This is a genomic window from Psychroflexus salinarum, from assembly GCF_042677225.1.
Lineage (GTDB): Bacteria > Bacteroidota > Bacteroidia > Flavobacteriales > Flavobacteriaceae > Psychroflexus > Psychroflexus salinarum.
In genome coordinates, this window is sequence record NZ_JBHTIV010000023.1 from 124,356 (window position 1) to 148,816 (window position 24,461).

Genomic DNA, 24,461 nt, shown 5'->3' on the forward strand with positions numbered 1-24,461 from the left:
ACAATTACACTATGAAAATTTTAAAACCGATAGCAGGAATTTTAGGAATAGCACTTCTATTTTCTTGCTCTTCAGACGACTCAAGTACAGATCCTAATACGGGAAACGTACCAAAATCCAACCTGGAGATTAAAGCTACAGCTTCTGGTGCTTCAAGCCAGGCAAAAGCAGAAAATGTAGAAGTATCAGAATTTTTGATTAATATCAAAAATATCGAATTTGATTTCGCAGATGGCTTTGGAATACCTAGTAATTCATCTGGTAGTTCTGATGACGACGATGATAATCTTTCTTTTGAAGAGTTGCCAAATGAAATTGTAGATTATCTAGATGAGAATTATCCTAACGATCCTTTTTGTAAAGGTGAATTGGAAGATGATGACGAGGATGAAGATCCTTACAGATACGAAATCGAATTACAAAGTGGAACTGAAATTTATTTCAAAGAAGACTTTAGCGTGTATGCTATAGATCCTGATGATGAAGGATGTGAAATTGAAGACGAAGAAGATGATGACAGATTTGATTCTGATGATGAATTCGAACTTAGAGGTCCGTTTGAGCTTAACTTAAGTTCTGGTGAGGTGACTGTAGTAGAAGTAGAAATTCCAGTTGGGGAATATGAAGAAGTCGAATTTGAAATGGACAGAAGTAATAACCCAACAAGCGACTTATACCAAAAGTCAATCTTGATGAGAGGAACGATTTCTGGAACACCTTTTGAATTTTTCCATACATTCAGTGAAGATTTCGAAGTAGACTACGAAGATGCAGGTCAAAACCTTGTCATTACAGAAGACAATAACAATACAGTAGTTTTCGAATTTGATTTAGTATCTGTTTTCAACCTGATAGATCTTTCTAACGCTAAAGATGAAAATGGAAATGGAACTATAGAAATTAGTCCGGAAGACAATGACGGCAACAATCAGTTGGCTAATAGAATTAAAAATGCTATAAAAGATTACGTAGATCTTTTAGATGACTAATTAAAGTTTAGGTCTCAATTTTAAAATCTCTGCTACAATTGTAGCAGAGATTTTTTTGTTTATAGTTTTGAGAATTTCTTCCGAATTTAACTCTGTTCTCTTGAATTATCAAGATAGTTGCCTTTTGATTGTACAAACTTAAAAGAGGTGCTTTGAGCTTCGTTTTCACCTGAAGGGTTTGATGAATTTACATGTTTTTAATCATTTATCATTCACAATTTGAATTCATCTCTGGAAGGGATTTTTTTTGAGTTGCTCTGTCAGTTCATTCTCTTTTCCCAAGATATGGTGGCAGCTACAATGAGTTCAAATAATTTGTAGTATTCTTCTATTTTAAGAGTATTGGTAATCTTAGCGTAATTTTTATCAAGATGAGCATAGTCTTTATCTATAATAGCTGTAATGTAATTTAAATATCTTATCGAATGATATATTCCTGTTATCCTTTATGATCTTACTTAGCCAAAAATGGAGGTCTTTTATTAAAACGTAACGGCAGTGAAACAATAATTCACTTCCGTCTACATAATATTCTCGTCTTTTGAATTGGTCTGAAGCCTATATCATTCAGGAAGATCTATGCTTCCCAGCTTTTTCTACCACTAGAGTAGTTTTTAATAATCTTTCAGTAGCATCTTTATCCATTTTATTTTGTTGAAAAGTGCGTGTTTGCTTTACTAACATTATACCTACACATCAGTTTAATTTTTGAGAATAAAAAAAACTGCTTCCCAATCTATCAGGAAGCAGTTTTGATTAGTTTTTAAATCCAATCTAGTGTTCTATCTCTTTTTTGACCTTAGATTTAATCTGGCTTAAGATAATGAGTATCGCAACAATAGGAATCGTTCCTATGAATAGGGTTGTGGTTTCATCACCAGTAATAAGTCTTGAAATAATAAAACCTAAAAAGATAATCCATATAATAAAAATGGCATAGAAAATTGCATTCAATATTTTCAATTTTGCTTTAAGGTCCTCTTGAGAGGGCTTTTCTTTTTCATCCATATTTTATTAGTTTAAATCTTTTCAAAAATTAATAGGCTCTCTTCTCCGGTATCATCGTCTTTATCCAACAATTCAATTTTATTTGGATTTGCAAAAGCTTCAATGAGCCAGTCTTCATCGAGTTCATCCAAAATATCGCTTTCTTGAAAGTCTATGTCAAAAATGAATTCATCTTCATCAATTTCAGCAAACCAAACTCCTGTGAACGTATTGCCGTTAATTATGTTTTCCGCCAAAATTGTATTATTCGTATCGAATGTAAATCTATAATCTTCATATATAAGAGTTTCATTATTTCCATCATCAACAAAATTGATAATTATAAACTGCCCTGAAGTTATGAAAGTAATAAATTGCTGCAATCTGGAAAAGTTGTTATTATTTAAAAGAGTAGGATTGAAACATTCTGTAGGAAGATTCTCAATAGCAGAGTTCAGGTCTAAATTAGATGATATAGATTGAATATTCCCATTAACAGAAATATTTATTGGATATACGATTTGGTAAAAACTATTATTTTGTCTAAGATTTTGTATTAAGTTGAAAAGTTGAGCTCTGTTACCTACTGTTTTTCTAATGGTAACCGCATTATCTGCATCAAAAATATTCACATTTAAAGGGTAATTATACTCTAAACAATTGATCTCAGAACTTCCCTCTACGCTAGCATTTACCGCATCAAATTCAGCTTGATTTTGAATCGGGACCAATTCGTAATTAGGTAAGGAAACATCCACAGGATAGTTTATCGTAATGGTGTAATCTTCAGTTTGAGAGGATAATTCATCAATGAGAGGTTGATAGTCTGAAAGCTGAGTTAAACTAAATGTAGTTTCAGAATTGACAGTCACCTCAAAAGGGAATTCAAGACTTAGACTATTAGAGTTGTCTATAAAATCATCAAAAGCTGTTGGATTTTGGGTGAGTCTAGCTATAAGTTTACTCAACTCACTCTGGCTGGATAAAGTAGTGCTGTTTTCAACTTGTTCAAACAATTCTTCGTCTTGGCAGCTAGCGAACAGGAATATTAATACTATTAGGTAAAAATGTTTCATCGTTTGTAAATTTATTAAAAACCTTCTTACATATAACAAACAAATTTCATTTTACCCTAAGTATGAGATAGGGAAAATTTATATTAAATTGTTTTATATGTGTCTAGAGTATTGCATATTTAGCCTATGGAAAAACAGCTTGTCGATAATGTCTGCGAAGAAAAAGTTTATGAACGTATTTACAATACTTATTCTGAAGTTATAAACAATTATTTCTATTACAAATTTGGAAATCAAGAGATGGCTGAAGAGTCTGTCCAAGAGGCCTTTATAAAGCTATGGGAAAATTGTAGAAAAGTTCCCTATGCGAAGGCTAAATCCTATTTATATACTATTGCCAACAATTTGTCACTAAACAGATACAAGCATAAAAAAGTAGTTCTTAATTATGCTAAGACAGTTCCTCAACAAACGGAAGACAGGCAAAGTCCAGATTATAAAATGGAAGAGGAAGAGTTTAAAATTAAACTAGAGAGAGCAATTCAAGATTTATCAGAAAAGCAAAGAATTGCCTTTTTACTTCACCGTATTGATAAAAAATCTTATAAAGAAATTGCAGAGATCTTGAATATAAGCGTAAAAGCAGTTGAGAAACGAATGCAAAAAGCTCTCGAAAGTCTTCGAGAAAAAATTGAAGCATTTAAGTAGGGTAGGACAAGATTGAGGTGTTATAGTTATAGAATATAATCCGATGAAAAAAAAATACAATTTAGCCGACTGGCTTGACAATAAAGTGGATGATCAGTCTTTAAAAGATACTGATGGTTTTGATACGCTTAAAAAAATCAAATATTATTCAGCTCAATTTGAAAAACCAAATTTCAAAAAAGCGGAAGTATTTGAGGAATTAAAAGATCGACAAAGCAACCAAAAGAAAAAATTTAATTGGTCTATTGCAGCCTCTATTTTATTGATTGTTGGTATTTCTTCATTAGTCTTTATATTATCAGTTAAAGATTTTACTTCGCAAATCAACTCTCAGCAAACTGTTTTATTACCAGATGATTCAAAAGTTATTTTGGCTCAAAATAGTAAGTTTCAATTTAATAATTGGTTTTGGAATTTTGACAGGACAACTAAACTTAAGGGGCAGGCCTACTTTGAAGTAGCTAAAGGAAAAACCTTCACTGTCAAAACTAATTTTGGAAAAGTAAAGGTTCTAGGAACTCGCTTTGATGTAAAATCAAGAGATTCAATTTTTAAAGTTATATGTTACGAAGGTTCTGTAAACGTTATTTTTAAAAATGAAAAAAATACACTTCAGAAAGGTCAGTTTATAACTTATCAAAATGGCGAAAAAATTGAGCAGAGTAATGTCTACAATGAAAAGCCAGAATGGGTGTCGAAAACTCATCAATTTAAAAGTGTAAGCCTCACAGAAGTAATGCATCAGTTAGAAAAAGATTATCAAATAGAAGTAGATATATCAAAAGTAACTGAAGATAAGAGTTTTACAGGAACATTGCCTTCGGATAGCTTATCCCTTGCTTTAGAGATTTTGAGCAAAACTTATCAAATGAATTTCTCAGTCACCAACGAAAATAAATTTATTTTTGTTGACGATGTTCAAGAGTGAATTTAATACAAACATATTTTTTGTAGTTTTTCTGATTTTAATAGGCTACAACCTTCAAGCTCAATCTTTAGATAAGATTGAGCTTGCTGTCTTGTTGAATGAATTGGAGGATGAGCACGAGGTTAGCTTCAATTATTTATACGAGGATTTAGAAAACCTTGAAGTGTTGAGGCCTCCTAGCGTTTTTTCATTAGAAGAAGTGTTAGATTTTATAAGTCAGCAGCTTACTGTAGAATTTACATTCATTTCAGAAACCAGTATTTCTGTAAATTACTTCAGTACTCTTAATTGCCTGAGTTTTTATGACGCTACAACAAGCAAATCTATAACTGGTGTAGAAGTAAGGTTTAATAAACAAAAATTAGGATACTCCAATACTTTCGGTAAAATTTTTATCGATGAATCTATAGATGTATTACAACTTAAATTTGCTCATCCGAATTATTACGATACTGGCATAAATTCTCCAATACAAAATACAGAATCCTGCAAAACTTTCTATCTGTATCCAGAAATTGAACTTGATGAGGTGTTGATAAAGGAATATTTAACCAAAGGTATTTCTCTGAACTCCGATAATAGCTTGAAAATAATTCCTCAAGATTTTGGAGTTTTGCCAGGTCTTATCAATGCCGATGTTTTGCATAGTTTACAATATGTTCCTGGAATTGTAAATACTGAAGAAACTATTGCTCAAATAAATGTTCGTGGTGGAACTCACGATCAAAATCTTGTATTGTGGAATGGCTCAAGGATGTACCAAACGGGTCATTTTTTCGGGATGATTTCAGCAATAAATCCATTGGTAAATCATGAAATCAAAGTCATTAAAAATGGAAGCTCTGCTTTTTATAATGAAGGCGTTTCTTCTGTAATTGATATTTCTTCAAGAGAACATTCTCAAGAATTTAATCGCACTTTGCAATTAGATTTTTTAAGTGCAAATGCTTCCGCAATGTTTGAATTGAATAACAGATCCAACCTTCAAGTTGCGTTAAGGCGATCGTTGACAGATGTTTGGGAATCTCCAACTTATAGCGGATTTACTGACAAAGTTTTTCAGAATACCGAAATTCAAGATCTTCTTCAGGGCAATGATAACAGGATTACAACTCAGCAAGAGTTACAATTTTTTGATGCGTCGCTCCAATACGATTATGAATTTGACTCCGGAGATAAGTTAAATTTGGATGTTTTAGCAATACAAAATGAACTAACATTTGATGAAGTTTTAGAATCAACTTTAGAACAAAAACGTAACGATTTTAAGCAAAGTAATTTTCTAGCCAATTTAAACTATAAAACCGACTGGAGTGATAAACATTCTTCCTCGTTTGCTTTTAATGCTTCCTTGTATGAATTGGAAGCATTTAATCAATCTGTGCTGTCCAGCCAAGAATTGTTGCAAACCAACCAAGTTGTAGATCTTAAATTTAGCCTTAGAGATTCCTACCAACTTTCAGAGCTTTTTACTTACAGTAATGGATTTCAATTCAGTGAAGTAGGAGTTAGGAACAATAATGAAGTTACCTCACCAGAAGTCATAATCAGAGAAAAAGAAGTGCTTAGAACTTATTCTGGAATTAGTGAGCTAACGTATAATTCCAAAAATGAAAAAATAATGACTCGTATAGGAATTCGAGCTAATTATTACTCAGGTTTTGATGATTTAAGGTTAGAGCCACGAATAAATTTTAGTTACCAAGTAAGTCGTTATTGGCGTTGGAATTTACTTGGTGAAATCAAAAATCAAACACTTACACAAGTTATCGATCAGCAACAGGATTTTCTGGGCGTAGAGAAAAGACGCTGGATTCTTGCTGACGAAGAAAACTTTCCAATTATAAACAATCAACAAATTGAGGCCGGTTTTAATTTCAATAAAAGAGGTTGGTTGTTACAAGGGAGTTTATACCACAAAATAGTTGAAGGAATTTCATCTGGGAGTCAGGGATTCCAAAATCAACTAGAATTCTTGCAAATCAATGGAGATTATGAAGTAACGGGAGCAGAGATATTGGTTCAAAAGCGAGTCAATGATTTTAATTTTTGGTTCAATTTTTCTGTAATGGATAATACCTATGATTTCACTGATTTCAATCCTCAGCAATTTGCCAATAATTTAGAGATTACTCAGAGTTCAGCTTTTGGGACAAGTTATACAACAGATCAATTAAAAATCTCACTTGGTGGTCGCTATTTTGCAGGACGACCAACTACTGAGTTAGATTCTGAAAATCCTATCTTAACACCCGAAACCAACCCGCGACTCAATTTTTTAGATCCCAACGAAAGTAATCTCGAGGATTATCTGCAAATCAATTTTACCGCTACTTACCAATTTCAACTTTCCAATTCTTCAATAAAGACTGGTTTCAGTATTTTGAATTTGTTTAATACCAGCAATATCACACAGCAATTCTTTAGACTAGACAACTCCAATACATCTGTGGAAAATGTTAGAATCAAAAGCCTTGAGTTGACACCCAATGCTTTTATTTCATTTCAGTTTTAGGAATTAGACAGGATTTTCAGTTTCTTCTGAATTAAATACCGTTCATCTAGAGCATTCTTCAGTTCATCAATTATTTCAGAATAAAACTAGAGCTCCTCTTTAATTTCGGATTGAACTTAAAACCTGAAGATCATGAAAAATTTAGTAAGATTAGCTTTAATGCTTGTAATGTTTAGTCATCAAAGTCTCGTTGCCCAAGAAAAAACAACACTTATAGTAGAATTTGAAAACATTCAAAATACTTCTGGTACACTTTATATTGGAGTTTTTGAAAAAGAAGATTTTCTCAAAAGGCCGATTTCTGGAAAAAGAATTGATGTAAAAAACACAACTCATAGTATTCAGTTTAAAGATTTGGATTATGGAGTTTATGCAGTTTCTGTTTTTCAAGATTTAAATGGGAATGGTACTTTAGATAGAAATAGCAATGGTATGCCTTCTGAGCCATGGGCAATGTCGGGCGCAGCAAATCCTTTTGCACCTCCATATTGGGAGGATGTGAAATTTACTTTTGATGAAAAGAATAAGATAATTAAACTCAAAATTTGACTTTAAAGCTATAGCCTGATAAACATTTCTCGTGTATATCAGGTTTATTTGGTTATTGTTGATAGAGTAGTCAAAGTTTTTCTTATTTTTGCCGTCCTTAAAATTTATATAAAATATTGATTATGACATTTGATGTGTTGATAGAGATTCCTAGAGGAAGCAGAAATAAATATGAGTATGATTTCAGACTGAAACAAATACGTTTTGATAGAATGTTACATACGTCTATGATGTATCCAGCAGATTATGGATTTGTTCCTGAAACTTTGGCGCTTGATAACGATCCTATTGACGTACTTGTGTTGTTCACAAATCCTGTAGTTCCAGGATGTGTTGCAGAAGTGAGAGCAGTTGGAGTACTTAATATGTCGGATGAAAAAGGTCCTGATGAAAAAATTATTTGTGTTCCAGTAGCAGATCCTATGGGCGATGATGTTCACAAATTTTCTGACTTAAACCCTCACACCATTAAGGAGATTGAACATTTCTTCAGAACTTATAAGGATTTAGAAGATAAAGAGGTGAATATTGGAAACTGGGGTGATGAGAAAGAGGCTAGCGAACTTGTAAATAAAGCTATTGTTCGTTACAAAGAAAGCGATACGGTTGCTCATAATTTCAGTATATAAAGTCATTCACCATTATAAATAAGCACAGACCACTTCATATGAGGTGGTTTTTTCGTATATTAAATCTTCAATATTAGATTTCAAATTCCTATTTTTGCTAAAATTCAATAGAACATATGTTTGATAGTTTAAGTGATAAGTTAGATAAGGCCTTTCATGTATTAAAAGGTCACGGTCAAATAACAGAGGTAAATGTAGCAGAGACACTTAAAGAGGTGAGAAGAGCACTGGTAGATGCCGATGTTAACTTCAAAACTGCCAAAGAGTTTACCAATACGGTTAAAGAAAAAGCTCTAGGTCAAAACGTATTGAAAAGCTTGAAGCCTAACCAGCTTATGGTTAAAATCGTCAAAGACGAATTAACCGAGATGATGGGGGGCGATGCAGAAGGTATCGATTTATCCGGAAGCCCAAGTGTCATTTTAATGTCTGGTCTTCAAGGTTCTGGTAAGACTACTTTCTCAGGTAAACTGGCTAACTTTCTTAAAACAAAGAAATCTAAAAATCCTTTGCTTGTAGCTTGTGATGTTTACAGACCTGCTGCGATCGATCAATTGCATGTGGTTGGAGAGCAAGTAGGAGTTGAAGTTTTTTCTAATAAAGAAGAAAAAAATCCCGTCACTATTGCCGAAGCTGCAATTGCTCATGCTAAGCAAAATGGGCATAATGTTGTTATTTTGGATACCGCAGGTCGACTTGCAGTGGATGAAGTAATGATGAATGAGATATCAGATATCTATAAAGCTGTTCAGCCTCAGGAAACATTGTTTGTAGTTGATGCAATGACAGGGCAAGATGCTGTGAACACAGCAAAAGCGTTTAATAAAGTACTAGATTACGACGGTGTCATCTTAACAAAATTGGACGGTGACACTCGAGGTGGGGCAGCTATCTCCATCAAATCTGTAGTGAATAAGCCAATAAAATTTATTGGTACCGGAGAAAAAATGGATGCTATCGATGTGTTTTATCCTTCCAGGATGGCAGATCGTATTCTTGGCATGGGTGATGTAGTTTCTCTTGTTGAGAGAGCTCAAGAGCAATATGATGAAGAGGAGGCTAGGAAAATCCAGAAAAAAATTGCGAAAGATAAATTCGGGTTTGATGATTTCTTGAAGCAAATTCAGCAAGTCAAGAAAATGGGTAGCATGAAGGATTTGATGGGTATGATTCCTGGTGCTGGAAAAATGATGAAAAATATGGATATAGATGATGATGCTTTTAAGCACATTGAAGCCATGATCCACTCCATGACTCCGCTAGAGAGAGAAAACCCTACAAGCATAAATGCTAGTCGCAAGAAGAGAATAAGTAAAGGCTCTGGAACATCTGTTCAAGAAGTAAACCAACTGCTAAAACAATTTACTCAAATGAGTAAAATGATGAAGATGATGCAAGGCGGTGGTGGAAAGAAGATGATGCAGATGATGAAAAATCTTCAATAAAGTTATTTCAAGATTTAATAATCTAATTATTTCAAGAATCTATTGTTCTTCAATAGATTCTTGTTCAATTTTCCATTCCTCGTAAGACGTTAAATCTTTGTTTATTAGCTTTAATACAAATCCGAATACAGTTAAATCATCTAGATAACCGACAAAAGGTATAAAATCTGGAATAAGATCTAGTGGATTGATGATGTAAAGTATGGTGAAGATCATCGCCGCTAAAGTTTTCCAAGGTGTTTCAGGATAATTTTTCTGTTTTACATCCTTTAAAAACTGAAACATAAGAATGATTTTATCCTTATATTTTTTCCAATCAGGATGGTTTATTTTTGCAAAGAGTTGATCTTTTTTGTCAAGAGCGACTTTAAAATCAGTTTCTGATACAGACTTGATACCATCTTTCACATAATTTTTATCAACTTTCTTTTTCTTCTTCTTGTCTAATATTTTCATTTAGTTTCTTTTCAGCTTCAGATTCAAACTCTCCGTATTCTTTTTTATAGATCATAACTATCAGTAAAAATAAGGATAATAACAATGGTCCAAAAATTAGACCAATAAATCCAAATAATGGAACTCCAATAACCACACCAATTAAGGTGATAAGTGGATGTTCATTGGCCATTTGCTTAAGAACTACCAGTCTTATGATATTATCAGATGAGCCAACGACTATCAAGCCGTAACTTAAAACACCAATAGCAGAAGCGGTATCTCCCTGATAATACATTAATAGAGTTACTGGAATAAAACCTACAGCTGTCCCTATAAAAGGAATCATAGAGCCTATTGTGGTAATCACAAACCAAAACATGGCTTCAGGAACACCGAAAATCCAATAGCCAATTAATGAGATAACTCCTTGAAACAATGCTACTAAAGGAATTCCGATTGCATTGGCCTTTACTTTCTTAGCGGATTCAGATGCTATTAATTTCAGATTTTCTACATCTATGGGAATATAAGTCTCCATAGAAATAGTAAGTTTTTTCTCATACAGAAGCATGTAGTATAATAAGAAATACATAATACTTATGGCAATAAAGATCTCAAAAGTACCGCCAGCTAGACCTTGAAGATTGCTTGAAAGCCAGTCAGTTATTGCTGAACTATCTATTTTATCACTGATTTTATAACCGCTGATTTCTTCCAATTGAACAAGCTGTGCTTTTGTAGCTTCAACAACTTTTTCAGAATTTTTAATTGCTTTGCTCACTTTTGAAGATAGCATCAAAATTATACCAAGTACTGGTACTAGTATCAAAATAAAGGAGCCTAACATCAAAATGCTCACGCTTAGAATAGCATTCCAGCCTTTGCTAAGCATTCTTTGCATAAGCCCTTTTAGTAATACATAAAAAGTAACTGCTCCCAGAACACCGGAGATATAAGGTAAGATTTCAAAAAAGATAAGTCCTCCTAAAGCTATTATTATTAAGAGGATGAAAAGTTGCCTTACTAATCTTGGCGAAAGCTTTTCCATTTTTTATTTAGCAAAAACTTGGTTCATATCTTTGAAGCTTTTAAATTCAAGAGCATTTCCACTAGGATCTTTAAAAAACATAGTGGCTTGTTCACCTGGTTTATCTTTAAATCTTATATAAGGTTCAATTACAAATTCTATCTTATTTTGTTTTAACCTATTAGCAAATTCATGAAAAGCATCCCATTCTAGTACAACGCCAAAATGTGGAACAGGAACTTCATGACCATCTACAATGCTAAAAGCATCTGGATTGGGTTGATGACTTTTGTCTTCATGAATTACAAATTGATGTCCAAAAAAATCATAATCCACCCAATGAGAATCACTACGGCCCTCCTTGAAGTCTAGTGTGTTTGTATAAAACGATCTTGCTTTGTCAAGATTATTTACTGGAATTGCTAAGTGGAATGGATTTAGAGAGTTCATTTTATTATGATTTAAAAAGTTTACTAACTTTGATAAAGGTCTTTTACTTCGTCTTTTGTGAGATGTCTGTATTTTCCTTTTTCTAAGTCTAAATTAATGTTTTTTATTCTTGTACGTTTCAAAGTCCTCACCCTATAATCCAAAGCCTCACACATTCTTCTTATTTGACGGTTAAGGCCTTGAGTCAAAACAATTTTAAAGCTTCTGTCCCCTAATTTTTCAACTTCACATTTTCTGGATATAGTGTCCAAAATAGGAACACCATTTCTCATTTTAGTAATAAATTCATCTGTAATCTGCTTATTCACAGTAACAAGATACTCTTTATCGTGGTAATGTCTAGCTCTTAGGATATGATTTACAATTTCGCCATCATTTGTCATTAGTATGAGTCCTTCACTCATTTTGTCCAAGCGACCTATAGGATAAAGCCGAGTAGGATAATTTACAAAGTCAACAATATTATTTTTTTCAACTTTAGAATTTGTAGTGCAAACTACACCTTTTGGTTTATTGACTGCCAAGTAAACCTTTTCTTCAGTTTCGAATTCTACCAAATTTCCGTCAACAGATACCTGATCACCAGGATTTACTTTGGTGCCCATTTCAACGAATTCACCATTGATAGTGACTCTACCCTGCTCAAGGAGTTTGTCTGCTTCTCGTCTTGAACAAAATCCAGCCTGACTTAAATATTTATTTATGCGAATTCCGCCTTCACTCATTTCTATTGTTTTAAAAACATTAAAATATCTTTCCGAATTTCATCCTTATTTAGAGAGTGTCCAGCACCTTCTGTAATTTTAAGTGTAGAATGCTTCAGGTTTTTATGTATTGATTTGGCTGCTGATACTGGTGCAACTCTATCAAACTCATCGTGTATAATCAGAGCTTTTTTTTCAATATTTTTTGAAAACTTTGCTATGGAAAATTCATTAAAATGATAGTCAAATTTCTCTTTGAAAAAGTTATCTAATGCCACCATAAAGTTTTCTTTTAGTCCTAATATTCTTTTGTAATCACTCATAATCGCTGTCATTTCTGAAGGTGCTCCGAGTAAAACTATCTTATCTAGGAAAGTACTTTGCTTTAAATATTGATTGTAAATTATGGTCATCGCACCAACACTATGACCTATTATAAAATCTGGCCGATATAATTTCAGCAAACGGTCAAGACATATTGAATATAAAGGAACACTCAGGATTTTGCCTTCAGAATATCCATGAGCCGGACCGTCAAAGGCGATAATATTATAATCTTCTTTTTGTAGGTCCAGAATTAAATCTTTCCATCTGTAAGTATTGCTGTCCCATCCATGTACTAGGATAGCTGTCTTACTATTGCCTTTCCAGTGATAAATCTGTACTTTATTTGACTCAATTTCTATAGAGGTTGCCTTGGCTTTATTCAAGAACTCTTCCTGCTCAGGTTTTACCTTTCCTTTTCTTGGGGAAGAAAATAATTTATAAGCTTTCAAAACCGCCTTTTCAGGTTTTATTCTGAAAAGCGAGTTCAACCTCAATCCTATAATTTTCGGCAAATACTTTTTGACAATTTTTTTTGAAGCTTTCATATAAAGTGAAAATTATAGATTAATAAAAGGATATAACCTACAAGCTAGGCTCCTCAAATCTTAACCAGAAATATTTAAAAGGAGCTTCGTTTGGAATTTGGTTAGCTTCGATTTTAACTTCAGAATCAAATTTTAGCTTACTAGGTAAGTGCTTTTTATCTATTACAATATAAGCACCTATTTCGTCAATGCTTAATATCACACTATTAATACTGTTTTGAATATTATCGATTTTATAATTTTCATAGATTGTTTTGAAATTACTATCGACGCTTAATCCTTTTTTTGTCTTGTATTTTGGATCTAAAATCTGAATTTCATTAATAGTAAAAAGAGAGTCGTTTTGATAATTAGGTTCAATTACAATAGAAACTTTACCTTCTTTATTGAAGACTTCAATTTCATTAACTCTATTCAATCTGGACTCTAAATCAAATTCAGCAATAGAATCATTTTTCAAAATTGTATTTATCTCATTCACTTGAGTTGTTGGTGTGAGAAGACCCAGCCGATTTTTAGCAATAATTGTTTCAGAATTAGAGCTATCACAACTTGTTGTAATAATTATTAATAAAATGGAAATTACTTGTATAAACTTCATTGGGATTTTTTTTCAAAAATAAATAAAGTCACCAACATGAAAGCATGCTTTAGATTATATAAGTAGAGAATTATGTTTTAATTCAAAACTTGCTTTCAGTATCTTTGCAACATGCAAAATAAAAATATAGAGAAACTTGTACATAAAGGAGTGATGCTTCCGCTGATGGAAGAATTTTACACCATACAAGGAGAAGGTTATCATACAGGGACTGCAGCTTATTTTATAAGAATTGGAGGCTGTGATGTGGGTTGCCATTGGTGCGATGTAAAAGAAAGTTGGGATCCAGAAAAGCATCCGCCAACTCAAATTGGCTCTATAATTGAAAATGCAAAAAAGTACAGTAACACCATAGTCATTACTGGCGGAGAGCCATTGACATGGGACATGTCTCAGCTTACAGAAGGTTTAAAGACAAATGGGCTCAATATTCATATAGAAACTTCTGGAGCTTATGACATGACAGGTGTGTGGGATTGGATTTGCTTATCACCGAAGAAAATAAAACTACCGAAACCTGAAATTTATCCTCGAGTGGACGAGCTTAAAGTCATTATCTATAACAAAAGTGATTTTAAATTTGCAGAAGAACAAGCTGAAAAGGTTAGCGAAAACTGTGAATTATTTTTACAACCTGAATGGAGTGTAAGAGAAAAAATGACACCTCAAATTGTTGAATACGTGATGAAGCATCCAAAATGGAGAATTTCTTTGCAAACTCACAAATACTTAAATATACCTTAAATAAACCCCGGCTTAGTTAATAAGTGTTAATAATTACGCTTTATAACAAAAAATTTAAAACCGTAGCTTTCTATCTTTCGTAACTATGTTAAACAAATAAACATATAATTATGAAAAGATTTAAAAACTTTACTTTACTATTATTCATGAGTGTGATTTTTGCCTCATGTGAAAACGATGACGATTTGAATCCAGTCACAGATCCTATTCTGGATAACACAGAATATGATTTAGAAGAAAGGTCTGATTCGGGAGTGAGTGGTGAAGCAACATTTAGCGAACAGGAAGATGGTTCAGTACAACTTATCTTAGAATTAGAAGGAACTTCAAGTGGAAATTCACATCCTGCTCATATTCACATGAATTCTGCTGCTCAGGGCGGAGACATTATTGTGCCTCTAGAAGATGTAGACGGTGAAACTGGGTTAAGCATCACAGAATTTTCCAGTGATGTGGATGGAAATGCAATTAGTTTTCAAGACATTCAAGATCTTGATGCCTACATCAATGTACATTTAAGTGCTAATGATGATACAGTGGTGGCACAAGGTGATATTGGCCAAAATGACCTTACCGGAGAATCAAAAAGTTACGATTTAGACGAGAGAGCCGTTGATGGTATAAGTGGAACTGTTTTATTTGAAGAAAGAATAAGTGGTGAAGCGCTAGCAACGATTAGTCTAGATGGAACTCCAGATGGTGGCGAGCATCCAGCTCATATCCATATGAATTCTGCTGCAGAAGGCGGAGACATTATTTACACTTTTACACCAGTAAATGGAAGCACAGGTATCAGTAGATCTCATGTTGGAGCTTTAGATGATGGAACTGATTTCGTCTATGCTGATGTCTTGGAAGTCGATGGTTACGTCAATGTGCATTTAAGTGCAGATGACTTAGGAACTATCGTTGCTCAAGGTGACATTGGTGAAAACGAATTAACGGGGGAATCTAAAAGTTACGACTTGGACGAGAGAGCTGTTGATGGTATAAGTGGAACTGTTTTATTTGAAGAAAGAATAAGTGGCGAAGCGCTTGCGACTATAAGTCTAAATGGAACTCCAGATGGTGGTGAGCATCCAGCTCATATCCATATGAATACTGCTGTTGAAGGTGGAGGTATTATTTATAGTTTTAACCCAGTAGATGGTACAACAGGAATGAGTCAGTCTCATGTTGGAGCTTTGGATGATGGAACAGGATTCGGTTATGCAGACGTGCTTGATGTGGATGGTTACGTCAACGTACATTTAAGTTCTGCAGATCTAGGAACGATTGTTGCTCAAGGTGACATTGGTCAAAATGAATTGACTGGTGAAGAGAAAAATTACGATCTCGATGAAAGAGCTGTTGACGGAATAAGCGGTTCAGTCTTATTTCAAGAAAGAGTGAATGGTGATGCTTTAGCAACAATTAGTTTAGAAAACACACCTGATGATGGAATGCATCCAGCACACATCCATATGAACACCGCAGTCGAAGGTGGAGGGATACTTTATACTTTTAATACTGTAGATGGGACAACTGGAATGAGCCAGTCTAATGTAGCAACATTAGATGACGGAACTACATTTGGTTATGCAGATGTTCTGGATGTAGATGGTTACGTCAATGTTCACTTGAGTGCAGATGACTTAGGAACTATAGTAGCTCAGGGAGATGTTGGTCAAAATGAACTGACTGGTGAATCTAAAAGCTATGTTTTAGAAGAAAGAGCTGTTCCAGGAATAAGTGGTACTGTCCTTTTTGAAGAAAGAGTAAATGGAGAAGCACTTGCCACTATCAGCCTTATGGGAACACCAGACGGTGGTGAACATCCAGCTCATATTCACGAAAACTCAGCTTCAGAAGGTGGTGGAATTATATACACCTTCAACCCTGTAAATGGAACAACTGGTATGAGTCAATCGAATGTAGCAGAGCTAGATGATACTACATCTTTTGGTTACTCAGACGTACTTGAAGTTGATGGCTACGTCAACGTGCACTTAAGTGCTGCAGATTTAGGAACTATCGTTGCTCAAGGTAACGTAGGAGCTAATGAATAATAGGTATTACTTTTAAGATTATAATTTAAAAGCGGCCAACTGGCCGCTTTTTTTATGGATTCAAAAATTGTCCTTGCCAGTTATCAGACTTGTCAAATCTTGCCCTAATATGATTTGGCCGTTTGAGCTCTAGAGATTCCATGCTTTCTGGTACTAGTTTTAGTAAGCAGAAATGATGCTCATTTTCTTTATAATCCACTTGATCTGGACTATCAATAGGAGTTCCCGGTGGTATTTTGGTAATAAAATCTTTTTGAGACTTGCCCTGAACTTTGCTCCAATAGGATTCATATTCCTTTCCAGACCTTATTATTTTCATTTTACCTTCAACTTTAACTTGAAGGAGTTTTTTGGGATTATAAAATAAAAGACTAACATTGGGATTAAGTTCAAACTGATTGATTTTGTCACTTCTTTCATCGGTGTACATCACCAATTCAAAATCATCTGTTGTGTCTCTTAAAACAACTGTTCTTTGTGTTGGAGAATTCTCTTCGATGCTAGCTAAACTTGGATAGCGAAAGGGATGTTTCTTTTTAAGGTAACCGAACTTAACTTCATTTTTTAAATCTTCTAAAATCTGATTTAGCATTTTTGTTTAAAATTAAAAAAAGAGAGGGTAAACGGAAGCCAGTTTTATCGCAAATTTATACTTTTGCCTATGCAAAAAAATGTCCTTATTCTCGATTTTGGATCGCAGTACACACAGCTTATCGCAAGAAGAGTTCGTGAACTTAATATCTACTGCGAAATACATCCATATAACAAATTACCTGAAGATTTATCTGTTTTTAAAGCAGTTATCCTCTCTGGAAGTCCTTTCTCTTGTAGAAATGATGAAGCTCCACGGCCAGATCTTAGTCAGATAAAAGGGCATATTCCTTTACTTGGGGTATGTTTTGGTGCTCAATTTATGGCTCACAATTTTGGTGGTGAAGTTGCTGGTTCAAATACACGTGAGTTTGGAAGAGCAAATTTATCCTTCATAAAGGATGGTGAAATGCTTTTTGAAAATATTCTAGAACAGTCGCAGGTTTGGATGTCGCATAGTGACAGTATTAAAGATCTTCCAGATCATTTCGAAAGAATTGCAAGTACAAATGATGTTTTGAATGCGGCTTACAAAATTGACGGAGAAGATACATATGGAATTCAATTCCATCCAGAAGTTTATCATTCAACTGATGGTGCACAGTTGCTGGAGAATTTCTTAGTTAAAATTGCTAAAGTTCCTCAGTCTTGGACGCCTTCTGCATTTGTAGATATGACGGTTTCAGAATTGAAAGAAAAAATCGGAAGCGATAAAGTTATTCTAGGTCTTAGTGGCGGTGTAGATTCTACTGTAGCCGCTACCTTACTTCATAAAGCTATTGGTAAAAACCTGCATTGCATTTTTGTGAATAATGGTTTGTTGAGGAAAAATGAATTTGAATCTGTTTTAGACCAATATAAAGATATGGGTCTTAACGTAAAAGGAGTTGATGCTACCGATAGATTTATGGAAGCCTTAAAAGGAATCTCAGATCCAGAGAAAAAACGTAAGGCTATCGGAAATTCTTTTATTGAAGTGTTTGATGATGAAGCTTCGCTGGTTGAAGATGCTACCTTTTTAGCACAAGGCACTATATATCCTGATGTGATAGAATCTATTTCGGTAAACGGTCCTTCAGCTACAATCAAATCTCATCACAATGTTGGAGGACTACCGGATTTTATGAAATTGAATGTAGTTGAACCTTTAAGAATGCTTTTTAAAGATGAGGTTCGACGCGTAGGGGCAGAGATGGGTATTGATTCAAAATTACTAGGCAGACACCCATTTCCAGGGCCTGGATTGGCTATCAGAATACTAGGTGATATAACCAAAGAGAAAGTCCGTATCTTACAAGAAGTAGATGCGATATTTATAGATGGTCTTAGAGAATGGCATCTTTACGATAAAGTATGGCAGGCAGGAGCTATTCTTCTTCCTGTTGACTCTGTAGGTGTAATGGGTGATGAACGTACCTACGAAAAAGTTGTAGCTTTAAGGGCTGTGGAATCTACAGATGGGATGACCGCAGATTGGGTAGATTTGCCTTATAATTTCTTGCAAAAAGTCTCCAACCAAATAATAAATCGAGTTAAAGGCGTTAATAGAGTAGTATACGATATCAGTTCTAAACCGCCTGCAACTATAGAATGGGAATAATGAAAAATTTTTTGCTAAATATCTTTTTACTGCTTTTTGTTTTAAGTTCAACCGCTCAAGACTTAAAAACATATCAAGCCAGTTCTAATGAAGACCTGGAAGATATTGCTTCTAGGTTTCAGGTGGATATGACTACATTAAAAAAGTTAAACCCGAACATCCAAAATGAAAGGGATCTTTCTAAAACTCTTTTAGTGGTTCCTGCTCAACCAAATTTCAAATTGAATCCAAGAATCCAACTTATTGCTTATGAGGTAAGTCCAAAAGAAACGCTTTATAGCATTTCAAAATCTTATAACCTAAAGGTTAAGGACCTTAGAAGTTATAATCCCTTTCTGTATGAAAGAGAACTGGATTACAACGATGTGATAAGAATACCAACTTATGAGCTGAAAGATAAAGATTTGGACATCAATCAAAGTGTGAAGAACTCGGAATTCAGTACTTTGATGCACTTGGTGCTTCCCAAAGAAACCAAATACGGAATTTCAAGAAAATATGGACTGACTGTAAAAGAATTGGAAGATTTAAATTCAGGAATAGATGAAAAGGAAATACAACCTGGACAATTTTTAAAAATAAAGCGTCCAGTTGATACTTTAGAACGTCGACTACCTAAAAACCAAAACTATGCTTTTCTGAAGGTGGATTCTGAAAATTCAATCAAATCTATTTCTGAAAGTTATGATGTTACAGAAAAAGAGTTACTTGAATCTAATCCTTCTTTAAAATTCGAAGGTATGAGTGAAGGACTAGTTTTGAAAATTCCACAAGTAGAAGAAATAGATTATTCAAAATATGAAGTTTTTTCATTGGAAGATAAGCTAAAGTATTTCAATACTAAAAAAATTGCGGTCATGCTTCCTCTGAATTTGGAAAAAACTGAAATTGATACGATTTCATCAAAATCTTTACTCAAGAATAGTGGTTTGCTAAGAATTTCCTTGGACTTTTATGAAGGAATCCAAATGGCAATAGACTCTGCCAAGACAAAAGGTATTTCTGTAAACCTAGATGTTTACGATACAAAAAATGATCCGTATCATGTAAATCAACTACTGAATGAAAATTTTAAAAATTACCAAGCTGTAGTTGGGCCACTTCTAGACCCAAGTCTTAAGATTGTTGCAAATTATCTTGAGCGAGATAATGTTCCTGTCATATCGCCATTAGTCAATCCGAATTTTGAATTTGAAAATTTATTTAATACTCTTCCTAAAGATGAAGAAATGCAAGAAGTACTCATCACTTACTTGCAAAATACTCATACCGACGAAAATTTAGTTATTCTTTCAGATAGTATTTCAAAACCAATACAAAGGAAATACACTTACACGTTTCCCGAAATGAAAATTGTAAAACAAGCTGAAGATGGTTACTTAAAAAGATCAGATTTAAGACCTCATCTAGATTCCCTTGGTACCAATTGGTTTGTTTTGGAAACACGGAACTTGGGAATTACAGAATCTACTGTTTCTTTTCTAAAGTCTTTTCAAAGAGATGGTTTTGATATAAGATTATTTACTTCAAAAAGAGGTGCTTTTTATGATGATGAGATTTCTAATTACTATTTAAGTGACCTAAGATTTACATTTCCATCAATATCTAAAACGCAACTTATATCAGATGACAAAACACATAACAATAGCTTTTTAGAAAAGCATGGTGTTTATCCCAATCGATATGTAATAAGAGGTTACGATGTAATGATGGATATATTACTAAGGTTGTCTTATGCAAAAACTCTTCAGGCATCTGCAGAAATTAAAGGATTTACAGAGTACGCTGAAAATAAATTTAGTTACAAGAAAAAAGAGTTTACAAAAGGATATGAAAATGATGCTATTTACCTTTTACAATATCAAAAAGGTTTAGAAATAAAAACCTTAGATTTAGCTGAATTTCTAGCTATGGATGCAAACTAGATAAACGTTGATATAATTTAAAACTCAATTGCACTAGCTTCAATCTTTGCAGCTTCAAATTCAGAAATTAAATTTTCCATAATTTTTTTAGCTGGTAAAATTTCGTTTATAAGCCCTGAAATCTGACCAATTTCTAATTCTCCTTCTTCTAAATCGCCCTCAAACATACCTTTTTTGGCTCTTGCTCTGCCAAGTAAGTCTTGGAGATCTTCTTTAGTCGGGGATGTTGAATATAGCTTTACGACATCTTCGTAAAATTTATTCTTAAGCAGTCTCACTGGAGCTAATTCTTTTAATGTCAATCTTGTATCTCCTTCTTTCGCTTTAACTACCTCTTTTTTGAAATTTATATGCGAGGAAGCTTCTTCACTTGCGACAAAGCGTGTTCCAATTTGAGTAGCATCCGCTCCAAGAATCATCGCAGCAAGAATACCTGCACCTGACGCAATACCACCTGCTGCGATAAGAGGAATAGATAGCTCTTTTTTCACCATTGGGATAAGCGTGAACGTAGTAGTTTCTTCACGGCCATTGTGCCCGCCTGCTTCAAAACCTTCGGCGACAACAGCATCTACACCAGCTTCCTGAGATTTTAAAGCAAATTTGACGCTGCTTACCACATGAACAACTTTTATATCATGAGACTTCAGATGAGGAGTCCAGGTTTTAGGATTGCCTGCTGAGGTAAATACTATAGGAACTTCCTCTTCGATAATAATTTCCATAATCTTATCCAGATCTGGATAGAGCATGGGCACGTTGACTGCAAAAGGCTTTGAAGTTGCTTTTTTGCATTTTTGAATATGCTCACGTAAAACATTTGGGTACATTGAGCCAGCACCTATAATTCCTAAACCTCCAGCTTTGCTTACTTCGCTTGCTAATTTCCACCCACTTGCCCAAATCATTCCTGCTTGGATAATTGGATATTTTATATCGAATAACTCTGTGATTCTGTTTTCTTTCATGAGATAATTTTAAGCGATTACACCAGAGCCTATAAGCTCATCGTTTTGATACCAGGCAACAAACTGACCTTCTGAAATAGCAGTTTGTTCATTTTCGAAAATAACATAAAGTTCATTTTTCATCTGGAATAGTTTAGCATTTTCTAAAGGCTGTCTATATCTTATTCTTGCTTTTACGTCCATAGTTTCACCTTCATTTAGGCTTAAGTCTGGACGTATCCAGTGTACTTCATCATTATTTACCCAAAGTCCTTTTTTATGAAGTCCTGGGTGATTTTTCCCCTGACCAGTGTATAAGATGTTGTTTTCAACATCTGTGTCAATTACAAAAAGAGGCTCTTTGGTTCCTCCAATCGCTAAACCTTTTCGCTGACCTTTAGTAAAAAAGTGGGCCCCATCATGAGTGCCTAGCACTTTCCCGAATTCTGGTTTTAAATCAAGCTTTCTGCTGTCTTTTTTTAGTTGAGCAATCAATCCAGAACTGTTCTCTGTCTCTGCTAAATTTTTAAATACTTCGTGTGAGGACTCGATTTCAATAACTTGACCCTTCTTAGGTTGAAGTTTTTGCTGAAGAAAATCTGGTAATTTTACCTTTCCGATAAAACAAAGTCCCTGAGAGTCTTTTTTCTCGGCTGTGATTAAACCTTGTTCTTTAGCGATTGTTCTCACTTCATGCTTTTGAAGTTCACCTACTGGGAACAGGGTTTTTTCTAATTGTTTCTGTGAGACCTGACATAAGAAGTAAGACTGATCTTTATTCTGATCCTTTCCAGCCAATAATCTGTAATAGGTTTTGCCATTCTTCTCAAGGCTATCCTTTTTACAATAATGTCCAGTCGCCACATAATCTGCACCAAGTGAAGTAGCAATGTCCATAAAGACATCAAATTTTATTTCTCTATTGCAAAGCACATCTGGATTTGGAGTTCTCCCTTTTTCATATTCTGCAAACATATAGTCTACAATACGTTCTTTGTATTGTTTGCTTAAATCTACAGTTTGGAAGGGTATACCTAATTTTTCTGCAACCAGCATAGCATCATTGCTATCTTCTAGCCAGGGGCATTCATCACTGATGGTGACAGAATCATCGTGCCAGTTTTTCATAAAAAGACCTATCACTTCATAACCTTGCTTTTTACATAAGTAAGCAGCAACGCTGGAATCTACACCTCCACTAAGTCCCACTACAACTCTTTTCATACTTCAAATTATTGATTTGCAAAAATACAAAAACAATTAAAGAGAAGACACCATACTGTTAAAGCTATAAGATACTTTTATTTTGTTTAATTTATTTTAACGAAAGCTAAACAAAAATGAATTCTTTAAATAATAACTTTAAAAAAAAATGTTATGAAAATGAAAAAAACAGTATTACGATTAATTTTATTTACAGCATTTATTGTAGGATTAAGTTCCTGTTCAGATGATGATGCAGCATCTCCAATTTCGAGTGAGCCTACTACTTTTGAAATTATTGCAGACAGTCCTGATCATACAATTTTGGAGGATTTACTGGTGAGTACAGGTTTAGATGATGCATTAAATTCCTCAACTTTTACCATTTTTGCCCCAACCGACATGGCTTTTGGAAATATTGATACGTCAAGTTTGACAACCGAAGAAGTGACTAATATTTTATTGAATCACGTTGTTGAAGGCGCAGCTGAGTCTTCAGATCTGCAAACTGAATACTTAACTACTTTAGCTACTGAACAATTTACAGGGAATGAAAATAATTTGAGCCTCTACGTTAATGTAGGGACCGACATTACCTTAAATAATTTAGCTACAGTAACGGGTCCAGACCTTTTGGCTTCCAATGGAGTAGTACACGTAGTCAATGAAGTGATTAGCATTCCTGATGTAACTACATTTGCTGCTGCAGATCCAACTTTTGAAACTTTAGTACAGGCGCTAACAAGAGAAGATCAACCTGATTTTGTTGGGACTTTAAGTTCATTTGAAAATCCTGCACCTTTTACTGTATTTGCTCCTACAAATGATGCTTTTACATCTTTGTTAAGTGAGTTAGAATTCAATTCACTTGCAGATATAAGTGGAGAAGTTTTAACATCAACATTAAATACGCATGTTATTGCAAATGCTAATATCACATCGTCTACATTACCTTCTGGAACAGTTGAAACTTTAGGTGAGACTTTTGAACTTAATGGGACAACTATAACAGACCAAAATGGAAGGGCAATTGAAATAGTCGTTACTGATGTTCAAGCAGGAAACGGAATTATACATGTTGTGAGTACGGTAATTCTCCCGGATTTAGGCTTAGAACCTGAACCAGCTCCGAATACTGTAGAAATGACCGTAGATAATGACGGAGCACAGGCTTTTTATGTGAGTAGTATTACGGGTAGTGAGCAGCCAACAAGTTTAGATTCTAATAATAGTACCTGGACACTTACAGAAGGAACACGTTATGAATTAACCATAACAGGTGCTAGTTCACACCCATTTGAACTAAGAAATGCAAATGGAGATGCTCTCTTGAGTCAAAGCGCACAAGGCTCTTTCGAGGCTGATCCTGATGTAAATTTTGTCACTGATGGAATGCAGTTTGATTTTACGCTTACAGCAGAATTAGCTGCGGAAATCAATGATTACATCTGCACTATACATTCAGGGATGAATGGTGATATCAATGTTAATTAATATAGGCTATAGCTTTTAAACATAAAAAGGAGTCCAATTTGGACTCCTTTT

The 24,461-nt window shown here is 34.2% G+C and carries 23 protein-coding genes; 12 read left to right on the forward strand and 11 right to left on the reverse strand.

Features of this window, described 5'->3' with window-relative positions; all coding sequences use genetic code 11:
• The first annotated feature begins 11 nt into the window (after nt 1-11).
• Entirely contained in the window at nt 12-989 is a 978-nt protein-coding gene (locus tag ACFQ0R_RS12670) for a hypothetical protein (protein WP_379658744.1), read from the forward strand.
• 774 nt (nt 990-1,763) lie between these two features.
• Here ACFQ0R_RS12670 and ACFQ0R_RS12675 read toward each other — a convergent pair.
• Both ACFQ0R_RS12675 and ACFQ0R_RS12680 read right to left on the reverse strand, forming a co-directional pair.
• Complete coding sequence (locus ACFQ0R_RS12675) at nt 1,764-1,997, reverse strand: hypothetical protein (protein ID WP_379658745.1); 234 nt, start codon at nt 1,995-1,997, stop codon at nt 1,764-1,766.
• Nucleotides 1,998-2,008: 11 nt separating this feature from the next.
• Nucleotides 2,009-3,052 carry a hypothetical protein gene (locus tag ACFQ0R_RS12680; RefSeq protein WP_379658746.1) on the reverse strand — a complete coding sequence of 348 codons (1,044 nt, stop codon included), beginning with the start codon at nt 3,050-3,052 and terminating at the stop codon, nt 2,009-2,011.
• 126 nt (nt 3,053-3,178) lie between these two features.
• Between ACFQ0R_RS12680 and ACFQ0R_RS12685 the strand changes: the two genes are divergently transcribed.
• The 6 genes from ACFQ0R_RS12685 (at nt 3,179) to ffh (ending at nt 9,766) form a co-directional block, all read left to right on the forward strand.
• On the forward strand, nt 3,179-3,700 hold the full coding sequence (locus ACFQ0R_RS12685) for an RNA polymerase sigma factor (protein ID WP_379658747.1): 522 nt from the start codon (nt 3,179-3,181) through the stop codon (nt 3,698-3,700).
• A gap of 43 nt (nt 3,701-3,743) precedes the next feature.
• Complete coding sequence (locus ACFQ0R_RS12690) at nt 3,744-4,628, forward strand: FecR family protein (RefSeq protein ID WP_379658748.1); 885 nt, start codon at nt 3,744-3,746, stop codon at nt 4,626-4,628.
• Nucleotides 4,615-7,143 carry a TonB-dependent receptor plug domain-containing protein gene (locus ACFQ0R_RS12695; RefSeq protein WP_379658749.1) on the forward strand — a complete coding sequence of 843 codons (2,529 nt, stop codon included), beginning with the start codon at nt 4,615-4,617 and terminating at the stop codon, nt 7,141-7,143. Before ACFQ0R_RS12690 ends, ACFQ0R_RS12695 begins: the two co-directional genes overlap by 14 nt.
• Before the next feature lie 132 nt (nt 7,144-7,275).
• Entirely contained in the window at nt 7,276-7,692 is a 417-nt protein-coding gene (locus ACFQ0R_RS12700; protein ID WP_379658750.1) for a DUF2141 domain-containing protein, read from the forward strand.
• Nucleotides 7,693-7,814: 122 nt separating this feature from the next.
• Entirely contained in the window at nt 7,815-8,321 is a 507-nt protein-coding gene (locus ACFQ0R_RS12705) for an inorganic diphosphatase (protein ID WP_379658751.1), read from the forward strand.
• Nucleotides 8,322-8,437: 116 nt separating this feature from the next.
• Nucleotides 8,438-9,766: a signal recognition particle protein gene (gene ffh, locus ACFQ0R_RS12710; protein WP_379658752.1), complete on the forward strand. Its 1,329-nt coding sequence runs from the start codon at nt 8,438-8,440 to the stop codon at nt 9,764-9,766.
• A gap of 39 nt (nt 9,767-9,805) precedes the next feature.
• Here ffh and ACFQ0R_RS12715 read toward each other — a convergent pair whose 3' ends face one another.
• The 6 genes from ACFQ0R_RS12715 to ACFQ0R_RS12740 are packed head-to-tail and all read right to left on the reverse strand — an operon-like array spanning nt 9,806 to nt 13,858.
• Nucleotides 9,806-10,222 (reverse strand): YkvA family protein, encoded by a 417-nt coding sequence (locus ACFQ0R_RS12715; protein WP_379658753.1) that lies wholly within the window; start codon nt 10,220-10,222, stop codon nt 9,806-9,808.
• Nucleotides 10,185-11,252, reverse strand: coding sequence for an AI-2E family transporter (locus ACFQ0R_RS12720; protein ID WP_379658754.1), 1,068 nt, complete (start codon nt 11,250-11,252; stop codon nt 10,185-10,187). The genes ACFQ0R_RS12715 and ACFQ0R_RS12720 overlap by 38 nt, the downstream gene beginning before the upstream one ends.
• A gap of 3 nt (nt 11,253-11,255) precedes the next feature.
• Entirely contained in the window at nt 11,256-11,681 is a 426-nt protein-coding gene (locus ACFQ0R_RS12725; RefSeq protein WP_379658755.1) for a VOC family protein, read from the reverse strand.
• 23 nt (nt 11,682-11,704) lie between these two features.
• On the reverse strand, nt 11,705-12,406 hold the full coding sequence (locus ACFQ0R_RS12730; RefSeq protein ID WP_379658756.1) for a pseudouridine synthase: 702 nt from the start codon (nt 12,404-12,406) through the stop codon (nt 11,705-11,707).
• Nucleotides 12,407-12,408: 2 nt separating this feature from the next.
• Nucleotides 12,409-13,257 carry an alpha/beta fold hydrolase gene (locus ACFQ0R_RS12735; protein WP_379658757.1) on the reverse strand — a complete coding sequence of 283 codons (849 nt, stop codon included), beginning with the start codon at nt 13,255-13,257 and terminating at the stop codon, nt 12,409-12,411.
• Nucleotides 13,258-13,294: 37 nt separating this feature from the next.
• The gene (locus ACFQ0R_RS12740) at nt 13,295-13,858 is read right to left on the reverse strand and encodes a hypothetical protein (protein ID WP_379658758.1); all 564 of its coding nucleotides are present in this window, start codon (nt 13,856-13,858) and stop codon (nt 13,295-13,297) included.
• A gap of 111 nt (nt 13,859-13,969) precedes the next feature.
• Between ACFQ0R_RS12740 and ACFQ0R_RS12745 the strand changes: the two genes are divergently transcribed.
• Together ACFQ0R_RS12745 and ACFQ0R_RS12750 are read left to right on the forward strand one after the other, a co-directional pair.
• Nucleotides 13,970-14,602 (forward strand): 7-carboxy-7-deazaguanine synthase QueE, encoded by a 633-nt coding sequence (locus ACFQ0R_RS12745; RefSeq protein ID WP_379658759.1) that lies wholly within the window; start codon nt 13,970-13,972, stop codon nt 14,600-14,602.
• 110 nt (nt 14,603-14,712) lie between these two features.
• Nucleotides 14,713-16,650: a CHRD domain-containing protein gene (locus ACFQ0R_RS12750; RefSeq protein ID WP_379658760.1), complete on the forward strand. Its 1,938-nt coding sequence runs from the start codon at nt 14,713-14,715 to the stop codon at nt 16,648-16,650.
• A gap of 52 nt (nt 16,651-16,702) precedes the next feature.
• Here ACFQ0R_RS12750 and ACFQ0R_RS12755 read toward each other — a convergent pair whose 3' ends face one another.
• The gene (locus tag ACFQ0R_RS12755) at nt 16,703-17,242 is read right to left on the reverse strand and encodes a pyridoxamine 5'-phosphate oxidase family protein (RefSeq protein ID WP_379658761.1); all 540 of its coding nucleotides are present in this window, start codon (nt 17,240-17,242) and stop codon (nt 16,703-16,705) included.
• 69 nt (nt 17,243-17,311) lie between these two features.
• Between ACFQ0R_RS12755 and guaA the strand changes: the two genes are divergently transcribed.
• Together guaA and ACFQ0R_RS12765 are read left to right on the forward strand one after the other, a co-directional pair.
• Nucleotides 17,312-18,841, forward strand: a complete 1,530-nt coding sequence (gene guaA / locus ACFQ0R_RS12760; protein ID WP_379658762.1) for a glutamine-hydrolyzing GMP synthase — start codon at nt 17,312-17,314, stop codon at nt 18,839-18,841.
• Nucleotides 18,841-20,766, forward strand: a complete 1,926-nt coding sequence (locus ACFQ0R_RS12765; protein WP_379658763.1) for a LysM peptidoglycan-binding domain-containing protein — start codon at nt 18,841-18,843, stop codon at nt 20,764-20,766. Before guaA ends, ACFQ0R_RS12765 begins: the two co-directional genes overlap by 1 nt.
• A gap of 17 nt (nt 20,767-20,783) precedes the next feature.
• On the opposite strand, the gene ACFQ0R_RS12770 is transcribed toward ACFQ0R_RS12765, so the two are convergent.
• Both ACFQ0R_RS12770 and mnmA read right to left on the reverse strand, forming a co-directional pair.
• Nucleotides 20,784-21,734, reverse strand: coding sequence for an NAD(P)H-dependent flavin oxidoreductase (locus ACFQ0R_RS12770; RefSeq protein ID WP_379658764.1), 951 nt, complete (start codon nt 21,732-21,734; stop codon nt 20,784-20,786).
• A gap of 9 nt (nt 21,735-21,743) precedes the next feature.
• Complete coding sequence (gene mnmA / locus ACFQ0R_RS12775; protein WP_379658765.1) at nt 21,744-22,937, reverse strand: tRNA 2-thiouridine(34) synthase MnmA; 1,194 nt, start codon at nt 22,935-22,937, stop codon at nt 21,744-21,746.
• A 159-nt stretch (nt 22,938-23,096) separates the two neighbouring features.
• Between mnmA and ACFQ0R_RS12780 the strand changes: the two genes are divergently transcribed.
• Entirely contained in the window at nt 23,097-24,410 is a 1,314-nt protein-coding gene (locus ACFQ0R_RS12780; protein WP_379658766.1) for a fasciclin domain-containing protein, read from the forward strand.
• Nucleotides 24,411-24,461: the final 51 nt, after the last annotated feature.